The organism is Algoriphagus sp. 10J20-15, assembly GCF_055809615.1.
This window is the reverse complement of record NZ_JBVVUG010000036.1, coordinates 30,039-49,393: the sequence shown is the minus strand read 5'-3', so window position 1 is coordinate 49,393 and position 19,355 is coordinate 30,039. Positions and strand designations below refer to the sequence as shown.

Here is a 19,355-nt window from a genome sequence, read left to right as displayed (position 1 = left end):
TTTTCAAGAATTTAGAATTTAGATGCGAATGATTAAAGATGAACAACGTAACCCTAAGGCTGGTGATCTTTTAATTTCCGAGCCATTTTTGCAAGACGAAAATTTTGTTCGCTCTGTGGTTTTACTTTGTGAACATTCCGAAGAAGGTAGTTTTGGCCTTATTATCAACAAACCTTCAATACTTAAATTGGGAGAACTTGTAGAAGCATTGGAGTTTTTAGATAAAGAAGTCTTCGTAGGAGGACCAGTAGAGCAAAATACACTGCATTTCATTTATGTCGGAGAAAAGGCATTAGAGGGCAGTATTTCATTGGGAGAAAATATATGGTGGGGAGGAGATTACGATTCCTTGGTAGAAAAATTAAAGTTAGGTTTAATTGACCATGATTCAGTCAGGTTCTATTTAGGGTATAGCGGATGGGGTTCTGAGCAATTAGATGAAGAGTTATCCGATGAGACCTGGATTATCTGTAGGGAAAATCTTGATGAACAAACCTTCAACTTTACCCCGGAAGAACTCTGGAAAAACCTGCTTAAAAATATGGGAGGGGAGTTTAAGGTAATAGCAAATTATCCTCTTGATCCAAGATTAAATTAGGCAAAATCCCTACTTTTGCCCATATTGCCGCTTAATAGTACTGTTTTTATGACTGATAAAAGTAATGATTTGTCCGACAAGGACAAGGTGACTCAAGCCTCCAATTCTGAAGAGGTGAAGGGTATCGAAAAGGAAATTAAATCTGAAACTAAGGAAGAATCTCCGGATGATAGGATACCTGAACCTACTTCAAAGGTAGATTCAAAACCAGAGAACGACTCGGAAGCTGAATTGACCACGGAATCTTTAGAGGCTGTGGAAGAAGAGACTACGGAAGCTCCTATAACTGCTGTCAACGACCCTGTATCAGCGGAGCCGACGCCCTCAACTGAACCTACTGATGAAGGACAAGTAGATGATGTAACGGAACAGACGGATTCAGAATCCGAAGAGAGTGATTCTGAGGATGAAGATGACGATCATCATGAAGAGGAGATCGAGGTATCTACACTGTCCAAAATAGAACTTGTGGCTTTGCTAAAAAGCAAAGTGAAACAGGAGAATATTTATAGAATTGATAAGCTTGTCCATGAAATCAAGGCAGCTTTTGATGAATATACACATAAGGAGAAGGATGAAGCGCTAGAGAAATTTAAAGCTGAAGGTGGCTCGGAAGACGATTTTGACTTCGGTCCAAGCGACGAAGAAAAGGAATTCAATACCTATTATTACGAATATCGCCATCAAATAGGAGCGCTTCGCAAAGAAGCTGAGAAGAAAAAAGAATCCAACTTGGCGGCAAAGACTGAATTGCTAAATAAACTCAGAGATCTTGTAGATGGAGAGGAAACTACTTTAAGTATGGCTACTATAAAAGCCTTACAAGAAGAGTGGAAAAGCATCGGTCAAGTTCCAGCTTCGCAAAATCGAAGTCTCTGGGCTAGTTACAATGCTTTAATGGATCGCTTTTATGACAATAGAAGTATCTATTTTGAATTAAAGGAACTTGATCGCAAGAAAAATCTTGAAAGTAAATTGGAGCTTGTAGATAAAGCTATTGCATTGAAAGATGTAAAAGATCTTAAAGATGCAATCAAGGCATTGAATGAGCTGCACGAGGAGTTTAAACATATTGGTCCAGTTCCTAGGGAGGAGCAGGAGGCATTATGGCAGAAATTTAAAGCTGCTTCTGATGCAGTTTATGATCGTAGAAAGGATTTCTATGAAGGTCAAAAAGAAGTTTTTAAAGCCAATCAAGATCAAAAAGAAGCTCTAATTGAGTCATTAAAACCATTTGCTGAGTTTAAAGCTGATAGAATTCGTGATTGGAATACCAAGACTAAGGAGATCTTGGAAATTCAGAAAAATTGGGAAAAAATAGGTCCAGTTCCTAGAGAGGCCGGAAGAGATATCAACAAATCCTTTTGGGCTTCTTTCAAACAATTCTTTCACAACAAGAATTTGTTCTTTAAAGAACTTGATGAAATTAGAGCAACAAACCAAGCTAAAGCAGAGGAGTTAATTACAAAAGCAGAAGAACTAAAAGACACTACAGATTGGCAGAATACAGCCAATGCCTTAGTGAGACTTCAGCAAGATTGGAAAAAGCTAGGTCCAACCCCTGAAAAGAGTAGAGATAGTCTATATAAGCGCTTTAAACTTGCTTGTGATACTTTCTTTGACAACAGAAGAGAATCAAATAAGCAGTCCAATGCCGAGTTTGAGGAGAATCTTGCAAGCAAGCAGGCTCTGTGCAAGCAAATCACTGAGGCGGCTGAAAAGGGAGAAGTGTCTGAGGAAGAATTGACCAAATTAGTAGGGGAGTTCAATGATCTTGGATTTGTGCCAAGAAAATCAATGAAGGAGATACAGGCTCAATTCAAAACAGCTGTAGACCTTTACTTAGAAAAACTAAGTCCTGAGGGTGCTGGAAGAGAAGAATTCTTGTTTAGGTTAAATCTGAACAGACTTCAATCGGATCCTAACGCTGTGAAGACGCTTAATAAAAAGGAACACGGTATACGTAAGCAAATTTCTGAATTGGAGAATAACATTACATTGTGGAAAAACAATTTAGAATTCTTTGCTGCCTCAAAGACTGCAGATAAATTGAAAGATCAGTTTGATCTTAAGATTCAGAAAGCAGAAGAAGAGATCGAAAAGTTGAAGAGTAAGCTGTCAATTTTAAGGGAGTTTTAAATTTTTCTCACTCAGAATAAGGAAGATAGGATTTTTCTTTTCTGAGGGTTTGGAGCGAATAAAGTGAACGCCTATATTTGCATCACAATAACGGAATAAGCCTCCTTAGCTCAGCTGGTAGAGCAACTGACTTGTAATCAGTAGGTCATTGGTTCGATCCCGATAGGAGGCTCAAAAAGGGAAACAGAAATGTTTCCCTTTTTGTATTTTAGGAGGACAAAGCTCCACTGATATGATTTTTGAATACGTACTTTACACTAAGAAATTGGATCAGTCGGAATATCTGGGGAGCAGATTTATTCACGCATAGATATTAGATAGTCTGAACAGGAAGAATTCAATGTTAGTGACACCTCTGAACTGAGCCCTGAATGCTTTTATTTTTGCATTGAATGATTCTGCTGATGCATTTGTACTCCTGTTTTCAAAGAAATTCAGAATGGAAGTGTAGTGATTCTGTATGGTTTTGGACACGGTATTGAATGATTTGAAGCCCGCTTCTTCCACTTCATTGTACCAATGAGCCAGCTTGGTGAAGGCGACACCTTTTAGCTTGCTTGTTTGATAGATCCTTGCCAGAGATCTCGATAGTTTGTAGGCTTTTTCCAGATCAGGGTAGCGCCGGAAGAGAATCTCGGCCCTATGTGCCTGCGATATTGTCCAATTTATCTTCTCCTTTGAAAAGCAGGTATCTGCTTCTGGCTAACAGTTGTTTTTCGGTATCACCATTTTCGAGCTTGTGTGGAATAAATGTTTTTTTACACTCTCTACTGAGCTCCATTTCCTTGTTCTCCTGTTCAATAGCTTCCCATCTGTGGGCGATTCTCATTTCCTGAACTGCGTCATAGACCAGTTTCTGGACATGAAACCGGTCAGTGACCAATTGGGCTTTGGGAAAACTACGGCGTACGATCTTTTCCATACTGGCGGCCATATCCAGTGTTACTTCCTCTACCTTTTTCCGTTTATTCTCGGGTAGTTGCCTGAGAACAACATTCACTGTTTCACTTTCAGTCCCTTTTATCATGGCAACCAGAGCTCCCTTCTTACCTTTTGCTGCTTTATTGGTCAGGACAGTATACAGTTCTCCTTGAGAGAGGGCTGTTTCATCAATGCTGAGATGTGTTCCCAGATTTTCAGGAAAAAGAATCCAGTCTTTAGCATGTGGGCGTTGTTGCCAAGAATCCAGGAAGTTGCTCAGATGGAAAACGTATTGATGCTCAAGGGTTTTTCCGTTTCACCTGGAAGTTATCCGCTAGGCTTTTGCAACTTACCGGCGATGAATCCAGTCGTTCCTTTTTAAAAAAAGCGCGAATTCCTCTGTCATCCGCGTACCATTTGCCACCAAGCTCCAATCTCTACTCACATTCTTTCCTGTCTCTTCATTGAGCCACTTCCTCCTCTTAATATTCAGAAAACAGGCTTTACCGCGCAACGGGAAATCCTGAATACTTACCTCATCATAAAAACCCTTTGAGGTGAGTTTTGACCCCTGAAGATGCTCGGGATGAATATTGAGCTCTTCCAAATAAATGTGGTAAGCATTGTCTTTGAGTCCCGCTGAAGTAACCTTGAAAAATTCAAGCAGGCCCTGAGGCAAAAGCAAGCTGAGGTAGTCCTTTTCTTCCAATTCTTTTTTTAGCAAAGAAAATGGATTGTGTCAATTCCCCCAACTTTTAGGACTGATCCGAAATTCGATCAATTTCATATTGCTCAGACTGAAGATCTAGACAAAAGAGTCGAAGATCAGATACAGATACATTTCATTCGTCTTCAACTTAATTCATAAATGATTGGATGTTCTGATTTAGCGAATGAAGCTCTTTTAAAGCTTAATTTAGCATTCTAGGTGGTTACCTATATTGGCAATTATAATTCATCGATTATTATTCTTTTATACATCTCAAATAATAGCCTGGCAATTCTTGAGAAGGAGAAAAATAGGCAGCATTAGAAGTTGAAACGAAAATTTTAGAGTCCTCTGAAAGATCTGAAATACCCACAGTTATTATATCTCCGGACCGTTCTGTGGTAGATGTCCAGAAAGAAGCGATTAGCCCTTTTGATCCAAAATATCCAGCAATGTATCTTTCACCTTCAGGAAGTGCATTAAAGCCACTTGAATTGGTTCCAGATTTATTAAGCCAGTACTCCGTGCTTTTAAGTTTTTTACCTGCTTCAAATGTGCCTCCATTGAAAATAAACAAGTCATTCCAATCAGATATACTAGGGATTTTCCAGTCTTTTGGAGCTAATCCTCTTGGGTCAACTATGGCGAAGTAATTATAGATAAGTCCATAAATCTCTCCATTTTGATCTAAATCTTCATAATAAGACCAAGCCGGAATTTGGTTTAAATAAGCATCTTCCCAATCCACTTGGTTAGTGGCCTGGAAGAGATCATCTCCATTTTTGAATTTCTTTACCTCCAGATTTTTTTTCATCCAAATCTGATTACCTATTTCTATACCATTTTCTGGTATTCCTGAAAGATTTGGATCTTCCGGCTCTTGACAAGAAAATAGTAGTAGAAAAATTAAAGTCAATGAAAGTAATTTGGACATCAGCAAAGATTAGGGAGTCAAACGTTCTTATTTAAACGATTTTGAATTGATTCATTTTCCTTTTTTCTAAACAATACTCAGCAAGAATCTCTGGATTCAATTCTGTTTCTTGTAGTTAGATTTTTTGCCTAGTAGATTTTTGCTATAAAGGGAAGGGCAAACTTTAAGTATAGATAAGATACCGAATATTCTTGTAATACCTTAATTGCTAATGTGTTATTTGACTTACTCTTATAATATTAGAAGAAATCGAGGTATAAATTCAAATTCACAGGTAATGTTTTCAGTATATTGAATGATTAAAACCTAAAACCACACAATTGCGCATGAAATCAACTAAACTCGTATTGGTAAGCATAATGTTTATGCTATCGCTAAGCTTTGTAATTGCAGCTTCCATTTCTTCTCCTGAATTTTTTGAAGGCAAATGGAATGTATTAATAAAAGGAACTCCTGAAGGAGATGCTGTAATCCCTATTCGATTTGAGACAATTGATGGGAAAACCACTGGTTATTTCTTTGAAGAAGGAGCCACTGAAGAGAAAAAAATGACCTCCGCTTCAATTAATGGAGATGTTATTAATACTGCCTTTACTATTAGCGGCTATGATGTTACTTTATTTTTGAAAAAAGTAGACGCTGACTATGCTAAAGGAGATCTTTTGGGGATGTTTGATGCTGAAGGAACAAGAGTGAAAGAAGAAAGTAGGTAAAGTGTAGAATTAAGCTAAAAACACTTTATCAAGTGGGTATGAAAAAGGTGATAGATTAATCTGTCACCTTTTTGCTTGTAAGCAATTGCATTCAATAATTTTTTTAGTACTACTAAGGCAGTTAAATTTTCTAGAAAGCCCAAAATCATCCTTAATTTTTCTAGAGAATGAATTATTGCATATTCGAGGGATCCACCACTAAATGTCCAGGAATATTTAATTTCTGAGGGTAGAAGAAAATTTGAATTTAGTCATCAATTAAAATATGATAAACTTGAATTATGACTGAATTATGATTACTTATGGCGTAATATCTATTAAAAAATAGAGTAAGTCAGATAGAACCTATGAAAAAACCATTGCAGAAATCAAAAATTCCCAGTAACAAAGTTTTTGTTATAAGGGAATTGCGAGAGTCTTATTTGGATAAATATTGGCACTCTCATGAAGAATATCAATTAAATGTAATTTTGAAGGGTAGAGGTACTCGCTACATTGGAGATCACATGAAGCCTTTCAAAGAAGGTGACTTAGTTCTTACTGGTCCAAATCTCCCACATGTATGGAGAAGTGATAACGCATATTTTGACCCGGCAAATGGGTTGGATACCCATGATATTGTGATTTATTTCCCTGAAAGTTTCTTAGGTAAAGATGCTTTGCAAAAAGAAGAGTTTGAAGAAATAGCTAAACTACTTGCCAGGGCGGATAGAGGTCTAGAAGTTACCGGGCAAACCAATAAAAAGGTGATGAAAATGATGAAAGAGTTGGTTCATCTCAAGGGCGGCGCCAGTATTATTGGACTTTTAGAGATTCTGGATGTTTTAGCCCACAGCTCCGAATTGCATCCAATCACCAATACAGATTATAAGAGCAATTACAGAGCACATGAAAAGGATAAGATCTCCGAGATACTGGAATATGTCCTTAAAAACTTCAAGGAGAAAATTACACTGAGTGATGTTGCATCCATAGCTAATATGTCTGAAAGTGCTTTTAGCCGATATTTTAAAACACGGGTTAATAAATCTTTCTCCGATTTTGTAGGAGATGTGCGTATCAGCAATGCGCGCAAGTTGCTTCAGGATGAAGACTTGAACATTAGTCAGGTTTGCTATGAAAGTGGTTTCCCAACCTTATCCAATTTCAATAAGCAGTTTAAAGATAGAATTGGCAAAACTCCTATGGCTTATAAAAAGGACTTTATTGAGCCTATGTAAAAGAACTAGGTTTGCTTAGTGCATTTGATTAAATACAAATTATCCCCTCTAAACTCGATCAAAATGCCCCATTACCTCATCTATAAAGGACAGACTAATTGGGAAAGATTGACCTTCTAGGATCAACTGATGTCGTTCAGCTTTATCTACCAATTCAGAGTTGACGATGTAAGAGCGATGTGTACGGATAAAAAAAGAGGGGAGTTCCTTCTCTATTTCAGCTAATGTGATCCTGCTGATCAGCTTTTCAGTTCTCAGGTGAAAGGTCACATAATTACCAGTAGCTTCGCAGCAGAACAGGTCTTTGAACTTTACTTTGATTTGACCTTCTGAGGTTTTAATATAGATAAACTGCTGCCTATTTCTGGGTTGTAATTGTTGCCATTCCTGAGCCTTTTGGCAGGCTTTAAGAAATCTAACTAAGCTAAATGGTTTCAATAAATAGTCGATTGCATCTAACTCAAAGCCTTGCACGGCATAGTCTGAATAGGCTGTAGTGAAGATCACCTGTGTTTCCTTCGGTAAAAGTGCCGCTAATTCCACTCCTGAAATATCAGGCATATTGATGTCTAAGAAAATCAAGTCTACAGAATTGGCTTTTATATATTCTAAACCTTCTACAGCATCGGTAAAAGTGATACTAAGTTCCAAAAATGGAACTTTGGAAGCATGAGATTTTATTACTTCCAATGCCATGGATTCGTCGTCAATTGCTATTGCTCTAATCATATCAACTTAGTTGTACAGAAAAGTGTACAAAGTGCTCTGTATCGTTTGCTACGATGGTTAAGTTATGCTTTTGTGGGTAAAAATGGGCCAGCCTGCTTTTGACATTTTCTAACCCTATCCCTGATTCGTCCCGTGGATCTTCAGTTAGTTTTTTGGGATGAATACTATTGACCACATCAAGATGCACAGAGCCCTGCAGACATCTTAGATTGATCTTGATCCAAGATTTGCTTTTCGTGCTAATTCCATGTTTGAACGCATTCTCCACATAAGGAATCAAAAGCATGGGAGCAATGCTGCCTTCACAGATATCGTCTGACAATTTAATCTCCACATCCAAATTAGATTCGTTTTTGAAACGTAACATCTGTAGATCAAGGTAATTTCTCAAGTAATCTATTTCCCTTGTCAGAGGAATTTTATCCATCTGATTTTCATGAAGCATAAAGCGCATCATATCACCCAGTTTCTGTATACCGTCAGACGTTTTCTCCGCATTTTCCATCAATGCAGCTCCGTAAAGTGTATTTAAGGCGTTGAAAAGAAAATGTGGATTGATCTGAGATCTTAGGAAGCTGAGGTTGGCAGTGCTTTGATTGACTTGTACGGAAAGTGTGTCAATTTTTCCTCTATAATCATCATACTTACTGAATACTATATTGGAAAGTGGAAATACAATTAAAATCAATGCAGCGATCATTCCAACCCCAAGAAGGATAATTTCTGGGACATTGTTCTCCGCAGCTATAATTACAAATATCAGGAAAATCAGGATCAACAGACCCCACAAGAACCAACGATAAGCTTTGAAATTACCTTTTAATTTATTTCTGTAAAGCAGGTAGTAATTATAAAGTACAAAGAAGGCTATCCCTGAATTATCAAAAGTAGAATAAACAAAATTGCCTCATTAACGAAAATTTGGGAGACAAATAGGAATACTCCAAGAAATATAAAAATCATAAATAAACGGATTCCATTATATAGCTGAAAATCCTTAAACATTGGAGGTAAAAACATTTTCCGTAACAGATTAGCAATCACCAAATAAACTGAGTACAGCAGAATCACACTTAGATAGAAACGAAAAAAACGTTCGGCACCCAAATTATTTATCGCTGCACATGTGCCAGTTAACGCACCGGTAATAAGCATGGTAAGCAGGGAGAAAAGAATCAGATGTAAAACATTTTTATCTTTTAGGTACTTAGGAATTATAATTAGATGCATCACATAAAAGCCAGCATATAGAACTATTGGTAGTACAACTATCCCAAAGAATTGTGCTATAGGCTCTCTATGGGTTGACATCGCAAAAACGATATTCGTCAACACTATTATCAAAAAAACGAAGGTGGATATCCACCATTCTACATCTCTAAATACTAATCTTTTTGATTTCATATATCACTAATTATAAACATGTTAGATTACCTTGATTCAATTGGATTTGTCTTAATGTTCAAAGTAACCTTTTCCGAATCCTCCTTCACAGGTCTGCCGTCTGAAAACATCAGCATGATATTGTAAATAAGCGCTAAAAGGATCAGCAAATAAAAGACTTTCTTGGTGTTCATTAATTCTCTTCCTAATTGATAAGACAAGAGTAGTGGTACAAAAAAGTCTTTACAAAAGTATGTGACGAAATGGGGAGTTTGTGGGATGAATAAGAATTTTGGATTATGTAAATACGATTTTAGCGTTCGTTGATGGGTAGCTATTGTTATATAATTCTACGATTATCAGCATTCACTATTGAGCTTTGATCCTCAAAAAGAGAGCATAAGGACTACTGAATATAGAATTAGTGTGTGCTAGAATGGGTTTTGGAGCAAATTAATGTCCCATATACTTGGAAGGACAAAATACACCATCAAGGTTACCAGAATGATTGAGATCACATTCAGCCAAAAACCAGCTTTAACCATATCCTTCATTTGCAGATAGCCAGATCCAAAAACAACTGCATTTGGAGGGGTTGCCACAGGTAGCATAAATGCACAGCTTGCAGCTAGCGTTGCTCCAACCATCAATCCAAAAGGATGTAAATCAAGCTTCACTGCTACTGATGCAAGTATTGGAAGCAACATGGATGCGGTGGCCACGTTTGATGTCACTTCAGTAAGGAAGTTGACAGAAGCTACGATAATCAGTAGCAAAAGTAAAAAGGAAATACCTTCTATTAACGTAAATCGAGTTCCTATCCATTCTGCCAATCCAGTTTCTTTGAATCCAGCTGCCAAAGCTAGCCCACCACCGAAAAGGATCAATACCCCCCAAGGAATGCGCTCTGCAGTTTTCCAGTCTAGTATGCGTTCACCATCTTTTGAGGAAGGAATAATAAATAACGCTATTACACCAATCAACACAATAATCGTATCGTCCAAGCCAGGCAAAAATTGCTGCAATAAGAAAGATCTACTAATCCAAGCAAAACAAACCAAACCGAAAATACTCATTACAATTTTTTCTTCATAGGTGATTTTACCTAAGGCAGTTAGCTGTGTTTTTATAATGCTTTTTCCATCACTCAAACTAAAACGGGAGGGTAGAGGGTTGGAAAAATTTACCAGATAGTACCAGCATATAAAAAGCATTACTGCAGACAAAGGCAAGCCGAACAACATCCATTCATTAAAACCAATCTCATATCCATATAGATCAGAAACTACACTCGCTAAAATGATATTAGTTGGCGTTCCAATCAATGTAGCGACTCCTCCGATGGATGCACTATAGGCAATTCCAAGCATTATAGCTTTACCGAGATTTTCAGAAATGGCTAGTTTGGATGAGCCAAGTTGATCTTTAAACTGATTTACCACAGCCAAGCCAATAGGCAACATCATAAGAGAAGTTGCTGAATTGGAGATCCACATCGAAAGGATTCCAGTGGCCAAAATAAAACCCAGCACGATCTTGCGAAGGTCTGTTCCTATTAGATTTATAATATTTAAAGCAATCCTGCGGTGTAAGCTCCATTTTTCAATCCCTGTTGCTAATAGAAAACCACCCATATACAGCAGAACTGTGGGGTGCATGTAGTTTTCAGATACATCAGCGATAGGGAGAATACCTAAAAGAGGCATCAAAATCAAAGGGAGGAATGCGGTCGCTGCAATGGGTAAGGCTTCAGAAATCCACCAGATCGCCATCCAAGCAGCTAAAGCGAGCATGGATTGAGCAGATTGGTTTAATCCATTGAACTCAACAAAAAAATTGATTCCTATAAATGCTAATGGCCCAAAGTAAAGCCCTAGTGATTTAAGATTGATCTTCATAAAGTCTTAAAGCTAAAACTTTTCGAGACATATATTTTGCCGAAAAATAAAAATCAAAGCTCAAAGGCTGAAATTTCTGGCCTTATGAATTTCCCATTCGCTTTTTTAAATTCTACTTCAATACCAACTGATCGTTTACTGATTGAATATTGCTCAAAAAAATTTTGATAGAACTATCTTATCGAGAATACATTGAATGAGTAGGTGAATAATTATTCTATTTAACATAATATAAATTATGTAACATATAGACCCAAAGCCAAAGTCTCGTGAACAAGTTTGCCAATACTTTGTTATGGTATTAAACTAAAACCATTAATCATGAAAACTTTAAACTATCTATTCGCTGTAGCGCTATTATTTACAGTTGCATGTAGCGGAGAAAAAACATCCACAGAAGAAGTTGGAGCTGTAGAAGTTGAAGAAGTTGTAGCCGAGCAGCCAAAAGACATAGTGACTTTGGCGCTTGAAAATGAATCTTTAACTACACTAGTAGCAGCATTAAAAGCTGCTGGCCTGGTTGAAACGTTACAAGGCGCAGGACCATTTACAGTGTTTGCCCCTTCTAATGAAGCTTTTGCTGCATTACCTGAAGGAACTGTTGAAGATCTATTAAAACCAGAAAACAAGGATAAACTAGTTGCTATCTTAACTTACCACGTTGTCCCGGGAAAAGTAATTTCTACTGATCTTACAGATGGAATGAAAGCATCAACTGTAAATGGACAAGATCTTACTATTTCTACAACTGACGGAGCTAAAGTTAATGAGGCAAACGTGGTAACGGCTGATGTCGATGCTTCAAATGGAGTAATTCACGTTATTGATGCTGTGATTTTGCCTCCGGCAATGTAATAAAAAGCTGATTTATAAGTAATTAAAAGCCTCTTTTGAGGCTTTTTTTATGCCAAAGTTCTGAAAATTTCTATCAGTAATTAATTCAATACTTCGAATCCTACCATAGTAAAATCATCATTGAAACTGCTTTTTCCGCTGAATTTAAGGCAAAATGATTTGATACTATCTAAGAGTTCTTTGATTGGAAGTTTAGAGTTATTCTTTAAAAATGATGTGAATTCCTCTCTTTTCATCATCACATCGTCACTATTCCAAACCTCTAGTATAGCATCTGTATACAGGACTACCTTGTCTCCAATTTCCAGCTTTATTGTAGATTCTGAATAAGTTACAGTTTCCCCGCTAAATGCGCCTACAAGAGGACTTAAAGATGTCAAAGAAATCACTTCTTTAGTGTTGGCCCTGACCACATAGCCCTCTGGATGGCCAGCTTGAGTGTAACTCAATCGCCGGGTATTAGAATCATAAACAACATAAAACATGGTGATAAATGAACCCCGGGGCATTTTATTATAGAGCTTTTCATTTGTTTCTGTAACTACTTTGGCTGTAGAACTAGTCTGTAGAGCTATATTTTTGAAGGCAAAGGAAGTCATGAAAGTCAGTAAAGCTGCTTGTATGCCATGCCCTGTAACATCAGCTATTAATACGCCGAAAACTCCCTTTTCAATTTCAATAATATCATAAAAGTCTCCCCCAATTTGATCCATAGGTTCAAAAACTGAAGCAAAACTAAGCTTGGTGGTAGTTGGAAAAGTTGATGGAAGTATGAAGTTCTGGACTCTCCTAGCCTCTTCCAGTTCATACTTGATTTTATTCTGAAATGAGGCCAAATCCTTATTCGCTGACTTAAGGCTTTTTTGGGTTTCCCGTAACTCTGTAATATCAGACTGTACTCCTACATAGTGGGTCGTTATCCCATTTTTATCCTTGAGAGGAGTAATAGAAAGCCTATTCCAAAAGGGAGTTCCATCTTTCTTGTAATTCAATAATTCAACAGTTGCCTGCTCTCCATTTTGTATGGCTAGTCTAAGAATATTTACAGTAGATTGATCGGTGTCCTTCCCTTGCAGGAACCTACAATTTTTGCCAATGACATCCAGCTTTGTATACCCAGTTAATCTCTCAAATCCCTCATTTACGAAAACAAGCGGTCTATCTATTTGATCCATTGAACTAATAGTAATCCCTTCATTAGCAGTATTTGTTGCTTTGATCAACAAATCTTCAAACTCCTTAATTGATACTATTTCTTTGGGGTTCATTCCCATCTCCAAACAAAAGGGCTTCTAATATTAACTTGCTATACTTCTTAATTCTAAACTAAGAATCGCTAGGTTCAAACCAAAACAATCTTTTTCTAACACCTGAAATATTTTGCTCTTCCTTGCCCCAATTGCCTGAAGAGATCTAAGTCGTGAATAATATATCCAAGAAAATTTAGCGGTTTTTTCCTTAATTCAGGTCATAATTTTTTCATAAATAATACAATACAAATAGCTGATAAAGAACTATTTAATGGTTAAATAGAGTATTCCATTTCCATTGCCTGAAATTGTAATCTGCAGTATTGAGTTTGATAACTGAAAGGAGCCAAATCCAGCAATACATGCTAATCCTATTTAATTATGGCTCAGGAATTCTAAGGTTAAATCGTACAAGTACTTCAGTTGATTTTTATATGTTTGGCAATCAGTAATACTTTAGCTTTTCGTTTGTGATCATACCTATGTTTTTATCTATTGCATCAGAAATCAGTACCACATCATGGATTCTTAGTTTTTTAGCGGCTTTTGTCATCGGGTTATCCAAGGCTGGAATCAAGGGTATAGCGATTATCAATGTGACTTTCATGGCTATAGCCTTTGAAGCGAAACAATCCACAGGAATCGTTTTGCCGCTTTTAGTTTTTGCTGATGTGTTAGCTGTTATCTATTACAATCGTCATACGCAATGGAAATATGTGGCTAAATTTCTACCCTGGATGATCTTAGGGATTGTTCTGGGAAGTTGGATCGGGATGGATCTTCCTGAGCAAACTTTTAAAATCGCTATGGCCATTATTATTTTTTTAGTCTTGGCTATTATCGTTTGGTGGGATCAGAAAAAAGTAGAGAAAGTCCCCACGCACTGGGCTTTTGCGAGTGGAGTTGGAACTTTAGCAGGTTTTACGACTATGGTTGGCAACCTGGCTGGCCCTATTTCTAATATTTACTTTTTGGCTATGCGTCTGCCAAAAAACCATTTTATAGGTACAGCAGCTTGGCTTTTTCTGATTATCAATGTGTTCAAATTGCCTTTTCATATTTTCTTCTGGGATACTATTTCAGAGGCAACTCTACTCCTGGATCTGAAATTGATACCGGCAATTATCCTAGGATTTGTACTGGGAATAAAACTAATAAAGATGATCGATGAAGCCTTTTTCAGAAAGATGATACTGATTTTAACAGCTTTGGGCGCGGTTATTATATTGTTTAAATAAATTGGATTTAACTCAGCCTTGTATAAAAAAACTACCGAATGAAACCACCCGGTAGCCTTGAGGAACTATTCACCACAACTGGTTAAATCTATAAACTTCTCTTCAGTCCTCTTTTTCCAGTTTTTTATTTAGTTTCTTTTCGCTGCCTCTCCTACTCCAATAAATGGAATAGCACCAGCTCCCGTAACCTCAGGCAGGATGCCATTCCACTTTTCAATTGCTTTAAGATTGGCCTCTATCTTTCTCAACTCAATCAAATCAGGGGATATATTCATTTTCTGCAATCTTAAAGCCTCCGCCTCTGCAGTAGCTGGAGCAATGGTTTGCTCTGCTTCTACCTTGATTCTGTCTAAGTCCCGCTTAGCTTTCAAGGCATTTTGCTCTGCTGTCTGCTTTGCCTCTATTGCATCGGTAAATGTCTGGCTAAAGCTGAAATTAATTATTGAGAATGCATCTACGGCTATTTTAGATTCTAGTAAACGAGTAGTCAAAGCCTCTCTCATTTCTGAGCTAACCGCTGGCCTTTTTGTAATTAATTCTTCGGCAGTATAACGGGCTGAGACCGCTTTCATTACCTCTTGAATGGCAGGATCTATGATTCTATCTTTGAATTGAACTCCAATTGTCTGATAAACTAAATTTGCCTCCTCAGGAATCACGTGGTAATTCAAAGCTACCGACATATCTACATCCTGAAGGTCTGAGGAAGAGGAAGCGGCATCAGTTGTTGCTTTTTGGATTTTGACATCCATAATCTCTATAGTCTGAACGACAGGGATTTTAAAGTGAATACCCTCACTTAATACTTGGTCTTGTACTGCTCCAAAGTTCAAAACTATTCCACGCTCTCCAGCACCAATCTGCACCCACGGTTTTAAAATAAATAGTATGATCACCACTATTCCAGCAATAACTAATTTCCTAATGGGTCCTTTTTCAATTACACTGTTAAATTCACTCATATTTTGATTATTTAAGTTTTATTCCTTTTCTCACACACACAAAGAATAACCTATTCCTTACTTGGCTCCTTAATATCCACCCATTCTTCCAGATTTTAGAATTAAACTTGATAAGATTCATATTCTTAGATATAAATAATATTCCGTTCAACTATTTCCGTTATTCTGGATTGATGATTCCCTTATAAAATACTTAACTTCAATTTTTCTTATGTTCTCTCTACCTCTATGGTAAAAGAAAAATGTCAGAATGAAGGATTGCAGAATGAAAAACTGACATTATATACTACCATATAATCGCTATTTCTGACATTTTTTCGGGAAAAGTGACAACGTTCATCCTTCAAAACGCTTGGCATTTAACTTGTTTTTATGTGCTCGAATCGCGATTCAATTTGTTAATTTCTTGATTCTGCATCTTGTTGTAAAACTCAACAGGATCAGCCATCAAGTAAGTGTATTTGTTAAACCTTAAAAACGTAAAAGCAATGAACACATTAATGAAAAGAAACGGTTATAGCCCTGTTACTAGTATTTTTGATGACTTTCCTTCTAGAGGGCTTTTTGATTGGCTAGATACAGCTGGTATTGGAAGAGATACCCGGCAAAATACACTCCCTAGTGTAAATATCATCGAAACCGGAAATGATTTCAAAGTTGAAATGGCTGTTCCAGGAATGAAAAAAGAAGATTTCAAGGTTGAGCTGGATAATAATACCTTGAGCATTCAGGCTGAAATTTCTTCGGAATCGGAGGATAACTTTAACGAACCGGCACGGTATGCACGCAAAGAGTTCAGTTATCAATCATTTAGACGAACATTTTATTTGCCAAATACGGTAGAAAATGAAAAGATTGAAGCTACCTACCAAGACGGGATTCTTTGCTTAATTATCCCTAAACGTGAAGAAGCGAAAAAGAAGCCGGTTAAAACAATACAGATATCTTAAATGGGGATTGGGCAACCTTAATCGAGATTGCCCTACCCTAGTTTACCGGATGCGGTAGCCTAATAAAAATTAAATATTCCTCTGTTATAACTAACATGTTGTTTTAATTTCAAAAATTAGTCTAAGATGAAAAAAGGATCATTTCTTAACTACTATAAGACCATCCTTGAAAAAGTAAGCTTTGATGTCCATCTGTTGGAAAAGGAATATAAAAAAGCACAGTCTATTCTTGATGGATCTGAATCCAAAGAGTTGGATTATTGGCTAATCACTAGTGGGTTAGAGCATAAAATCAAAGGCTATCCACTTCACAATAGGAAAACTGATCGAGTTGTAGATTAGAATGATGGTTATTATACAGGTCCTGTCAGATATAATCAGGACATAAAACCCAATTATCATAATTACTAATTTCTGGGATTCGGTTTCCCTCATGGCTTTCTCGGCCTGTGTTGCTGCAGGCCGAAGCTAATGAGCCTCGTTTTATGGAAGTTCATTTTTTCGCTAGAATATCCATGCGACTGAGACGGGTTTGTTACCGTAACAAAAATTAGTATAAAACCATTACAATTGATAATCCTCCTCTGGAACGTTCTTTGATGCACCTTTGCTATGCAACACAAAAAGAAAGTTTTAGCAGGAGCAGTAGCTATTATAATTTTGGGTGTAATTACCTTCAAATCTCTTCAAACCCCTACCCTTCAATCAGACACTCCCAATTTTTCTCCAGGCATTCATGCTAATATCAAGAATGTTTTTCTTGATGTATGGCAGGAATACAAAGAACTCCACAGCTATGGTTTTGATGTGATCCAGAGCAGTCTTAGTAGCTCTACTATGCAGGCTCAGCCAGTGATTAATCTCAGTGATATTTTTGGAAAAAATCGACAGTATAATTTAGATGTAGCCGAAAAAGTACTTGATTCAGACGATCTCTACATTGCAGATTTACCTGAGAATGTTTTACGTGGTTGGTTTGCGCATGAGCTTGGCCATATAGTCGATTATGAAAATCACTCTAACGCTGGTATGATCGCATATGGTATCCGATATGTTTTGTCAGACAAATATAAACGTGAGCGTGAACATGAAGCGGATAGCATAGCTATTCGACATGGCTTCCGAAAAGATGTGATTGCAGCTAAGAAATATATTCTTGAGAATGATTTTATTTCCCCAGATTATCAAGACCAGATCAAAAGGTATTATATGTCAATCCGTGGTGCCGAACTTTGTCCAGATGAGCTTGTGCCTGTATTGCCTAAGGTTGAGATATAAACTCAAGTAAGGAATTCATTTTTTCGCTTGTCATTACTTTCGGAGTTTTGGTTTGTCCACCTTTCTTACTCGTAGATGCTAAATAATTGGTGTATTGATCTTTTGATATCACTTTTACATTGATTCCCTTAAGCGCTTTGGAACGGGCTACAGCATAATTTTTATTAGCTGCTTTCAATATCTCATCCAATTTCTCAGCTAACGCATCCGATTTCACCTCACCTACTAGCACCCACTGATGAATGTATTCACCATCTTCATTTTTAACAGCAGCCACCATGTACTCGTTTATAGAGGTCTTATTTTCTTCAGCTAATTCTAAAATAGCTTTGTCCATTTTTTCTTCCGAAAGCTGAGATCCAACTACATTTAGAAAGAATTTCGTTCTTCCTGTGATTTTAATTTGTGGTGGAGTTAGGCTTTCAAATCGAATTACATCTCCTATAGCATATCGCCAGGCTCCAGCACAGGAACTCAAAATCAACACGTATTCTTTTCCGATTTCTACCTCATCTATCCCCAATACTAATGGGTCGCTCAATAGATCCCCCGTCTCGTTTATTCCTCGTTCATCGAAGGGGACAAATTCAAAAAAGTAGCCGTGAGTTAAAGCCAATTTCATCGCCATTGTCTCTGGCTTACATGTGTAGGCGATAAATCCCTCTGATGCCAAGTAGGTATCCAAAACCTTAATTGGCGTTTTGCAAACCGCTTCAAAGTCTTCTCTGTAAGTCTCGAATGCAACTCCTCCGGAGGCATACACTTGAAAGTTTGGCCAGATCTCATGTATGGTATTTAGTTGATGTCGCTCTATAATCCGCTGTAGCATCAGTAATACCCAGGATGGAATTCCAGCAATTGCTCCAATATTCCATTCAGGTGCTTGTTCAGCAATTGCATTTACGCGTTGATCCCAATCAGAAATAGCTGCTATGTCTTTTCCCGGTCTGTAGAAAATGTCGTACCAATCGGGGAAATTACTCACATTGATTCCAGAGATTTCTCCCTCTTTGAAACCCTTTTCATTTTCATCCAAATTTGCAGAACTACTCAACATTAAGACTTCAGATTCGAAAAGCGATTCGGGGAAATCGAATTCATGAAGAGAGTTAATCATAGAAGATCCTACTGACCTCATGGAGGACATGAATTCCTTGGTTATAGGTATTCTCTTGCTACTTTTCCCAGTAGTGCCACTGCTACGTGCAAAGAAATCTGGTTTGCCTGGCCAAGTGATATCATTCAATCGCTCTTGCCTCACCCACCATTGCTCATGCATTGTCTGATAATTGAATATTGGGACTTCTTTTCTAAATGCTGAGACTGGATCATCTGATTTCAGAATTTCTTCAAATCCATAATACTTCCCAAAGGCAGTATTTTTAGCTTGGTTTAAGAGTTCTTTCAGCTGCTTCTCTTGAGAAATCCTTGGACTATCCTCTCCTAAAGTAAGTTTTGATGTTATTTCTAATCCGGCTTTTACAAGCTTTCCTATGATGGCCATGTTCGTTTATTTTTCAGAGGAAATAAACAAACAGTATGCCTCGGTTCCTAATGAAAAATAAGCAGGCACTTCAT

At 37.4% G+C, this 19,355-nt stretch carries 20 protein-coding genes and 1 tRNA gene; 10 read left to right on the top strand and 11 right to left on the bottom strand.

Annotated elements, in window-relative coordinates; all coding sequences use genetic code 11:
* Positions 1-28 precede the first annotated feature (28 nt).
* The 3 genes from AC0L6R_RS15685 to AC0L6R_RS15675 all read left to right on the top strand — a co-directional run bounded on the left by AC0L6R_RS15685 (position 29) and on the right by AC0L6R_RS15675 (position 2,909).
* Positions 29-598, top strand: coding sequence for a YqgE/AlgH family protein (locus tag AC0L6R_RS15685; protein ID WP_283413400.1), 570 nt, complete (start codon positions 29-31; stop codon positions 596-598).
* A 48-nt stretch (positions 599-646) separates the two neighbouring features.
* A complete protein-coding gene (locus AC0L6R_RS15680; protein WP_473272046.1) occupies positions 647-2,737 on the top strand; it encodes a DUF349 domain-containing protein in 2,091 nt (696 codons plus the stop codon).
* 99 nt (positions 2,738-2,836) lie between these two features.
* A tRNA-Thr gene (locus tag AC0L6R_RS15675) sits at positions 2,837-2,909 on the top strand.
* Positions 2,910-3,037: 128 nt separating this feature from the next.
* Here the strand turns inward: AC0L6R_RS15675 and AC0L6R_RS15670 are convergent.
* From AC0L6R_RS15670 to AC0L6R_RS15655, 4 genes are all read right to left on the bottom strand, one after another.
* Positions 3,038-3,370 (bottom strand): ISL3 family transposase, encoded by a 333-nt coding sequence (locus tag AC0L6R_RS15670; RefSeq protein WP_473272085.1) that lies wholly within the window; start codon positions 3,368-3,370, stop codon positions 3,038-3,040.
* A 7-nt stretch (positions 3,371-3,377) separates the two neighbouring features.
* A complete protein-coding gene (locus tag AC0L6R_RS15665) occupies positions 3,378-3,926 on the bottom strand; it encodes an ISAon1 family transposase (RefSeq protein WP_473272083.1) in 549 nt (182 codons plus the stop codon).
* A gap of 81 nt (positions 3,927-4,007) precedes the next feature.
* On the bottom strand, positions 4,008-4,382 hold the full coding sequence (locus AC0L6R_RS15660) for an ISAon1 family transposase N-terminal region protein (RefSeq protein WP_348339436.1): 375 nt from the start codon (positions 4,380-4,382) through the stop codon (positions 4,008-4,010).
* A gap of 241 nt (positions 4,383-4,623) precedes the next feature.
* Positions 4,624-5,301, bottom strand: coding sequence for a fibrobacter succinogenes major paralogous domain-containing protein (locus AC0L6R_RS15655; protein WP_473272044.1), 678 nt, complete (start codon positions 5,299-5,301; stop codon positions 4,624-4,626).
* Positions 5,302-5,627: 326 nt separating this feature from the next.
* Between AC0L6R_RS15655 and AC0L6R_RS15650 the strand changes: the two genes are divergently transcribed.
* Both AC0L6R_RS15650 and AC0L6R_RS15645 read left to right on the top strand, forming a co-directional pair.
* Positions 5,628-6,014, top strand: a complete 387-nt coding sequence (locus tag AC0L6R_RS15650) for a hypothetical protein (protein WP_473272043.1) — start codon at positions 5,628-5,630, stop codon at positions 6,012-6,014.
* A gap of 347 nt (positions 6,015-6,361) precedes the next feature.
* Positions 6,362-7,234 carry an AraC family transcriptional regulator gene (locus tag AC0L6R_RS15645; protein ID WP_283413396.1) on the top strand — a complete coding sequence of 291 codons (873 nt, stop codon included), beginning with the start codon at positions 6,362-6,364 and terminating at the stop codon, positions 7,232-7,234.
* Positions 7,235-7,282: 48 nt separating this feature from the next.
* On the opposite strand, the gene AC0L6R_RS15640 is transcribed toward AC0L6R_RS15645, so the two are convergent.
* The 4 genes from AC0L6R_RS15640 to AC0L6R_RS15625 form a co-directional block, all read right to left on the bottom strand.
* Complete coding sequence (locus tag AC0L6R_RS15640) at positions 7,283-7,963, bottom strand: LytR/AlgR family response regulator transcription factor (protein ID WP_473272042.1); 681 nt, start codon at positions 7,961-7,963, stop codon at positions 7,283-7,285.
* A gap of 1 nt (position 7,964) precedes the next feature.
* The gene (locus tag AC0L6R_RS15635; protein ID WP_473272041.1) at positions 7,965-8,753 is read right to left on the bottom strand and encodes a sensor histidine kinase; all 789 of its coding nucleotides are present in this window, start codon (positions 8,751-8,753) and stop codon (positions 7,965-7,967) included.
* 77 nt (positions 8,754-8,830) lie between these two features.
* Complete coding sequence (locus tag AC0L6R_RS15630; RefSeq protein WP_473272040.1) at positions 8,831-9,367, bottom strand: hypothetical protein; 537 nt, start codon at positions 9,365-9,367, stop codon at positions 8,831-8,833.
* Positions 9,368-9,777: 410 nt separating this feature from the next.
* On the bottom strand, positions 9,778-11,244 hold the full coding sequence (locus AC0L6R_RS15625; RefSeq protein WP_473272039.1) for an SLC13 family permease: 1,467 nt from the start codon (positions 11,242-11,244) through the stop codon (positions 9,778-9,780).
* Positions 11,245-11,565: 321 nt separating this feature from the next.
* Between AC0L6R_RS15625 and AC0L6R_RS15620 the strand changes: the two genes are divergently transcribed.
* Complete coding sequence (locus AC0L6R_RS15620) at positions 11,566-12,099, top strand: fasciclin domain-containing protein (protein ID WP_473272038.1); 534 nt, start codon at positions 11,566-11,568, stop codon at positions 12,097-12,099.
* An 80-nt stretch (positions 12,100-12,179) separates the two neighbouring features.
* Here the strand turns inward: AC0L6R_RS15620 and AC0L6R_RS15615 are convergent, their stop codons facing one another.
* Complete coding sequence (locus AC0L6R_RS15615) at positions 12,180-13,367, bottom strand: PP2C family protein-serine/threonine phosphatase (protein WP_473272037.1); 1,188 nt, start codon at positions 13,365-13,367, stop codon at positions 12,180-12,182.
* A 464-nt stretch (positions 13,368-13,831) separates the two neighbouring features.
* On the opposite strand from AC0L6R_RS15615, the gene AC0L6R_RS15610 reads away from it, so the two are divergent.
* The gene (locus AC0L6R_RS15610; RefSeq protein ID WP_283413390.1) at positions 13,832-14,587 is read left to right on the top strand and encodes a sulfite exporter TauE/SafE family protein; all 756 of its coding nucleotides are present in this window, start codon (positions 13,832-13,834) and stop codon (positions 14,585-14,587) included.
* A gap of 128 nt (positions 14,588-14,715) precedes the next feature.
* On the opposite strand, the gene AC0L6R_RS15605 is transcribed toward AC0L6R_RS15610, so the two are convergent.
* Entirely contained in the window at positions 14,716-15,549 is an 834-nt protein-coding gene (locus AC0L6R_RS15605) for a prohibitin family protein (protein ID WP_473272035.1), read from the bottom strand.
* A gap of 488 nt (positions 15,550-16,037) precedes the next feature.
* Here AC0L6R_RS15605 and AC0L6R_RS15600 point away from each other — a divergent pair, with 488 nt between their 5' ends.
* The 3 genes from AC0L6R_RS15600 to AC0L6R_RS15590 all read left to right on the top strand — a co-directional run bounded on the left by AC0L6R_RS15600 (position 16,038) and on the right by AC0L6R_RS15590 (position 17,777).
* On the top strand, positions 16,038-16,499 hold the full coding sequence (locus AC0L6R_RS15600) for an Hsp20/alpha crystallin family protein (RefSeq protein WP_473272034.1): 462 nt from the start codon (positions 16,038-16,040) through the stop codon (positions 16,497-16,499).
* A 126-nt stretch (positions 16,500-16,625) separates the two neighbouring features.
* On the top strand, positions 16,626-16,841 hold the full coding sequence (locus AC0L6R_RS15595; protein ID WP_283413387.1) for a hypothetical protein: 216 nt from the start codon (positions 16,626-16,628) through the stop codon (positions 16,839-16,841).
* A gap of 270 nt (positions 16,842-17,111) precedes the next feature.
* On the top strand, positions 17,112-17,777 hold the full coding sequence (locus tag AC0L6R_RS15590; RefSeq protein WP_473272033.1) for a hypothetical protein: 666 nt from the start codon (positions 17,112-17,114) through the stop codon (positions 17,775-17,777).
* On the opposite strand, the gene AC0L6R_RS15585 is transcribed toward AC0L6R_RS15590, so the two are convergent.
* The gene (locus AC0L6R_RS15585) at positions 17,761-19,281 is read right to left on the bottom strand and encodes a GH3 family acyl-acid amido synthetase (protein WP_473272032.1); all 1,521 of its coding nucleotides are present in this window, start codon (positions 19,279-19,281) and stop codon (positions 17,761-17,763) included. The genes AC0L6R_RS15590 and AC0L6R_RS15585 overlap by 17 nt on opposite strands.
* Between the last annotated feature and the right edge of the window lie 74 nt (positions 19,282-19,355).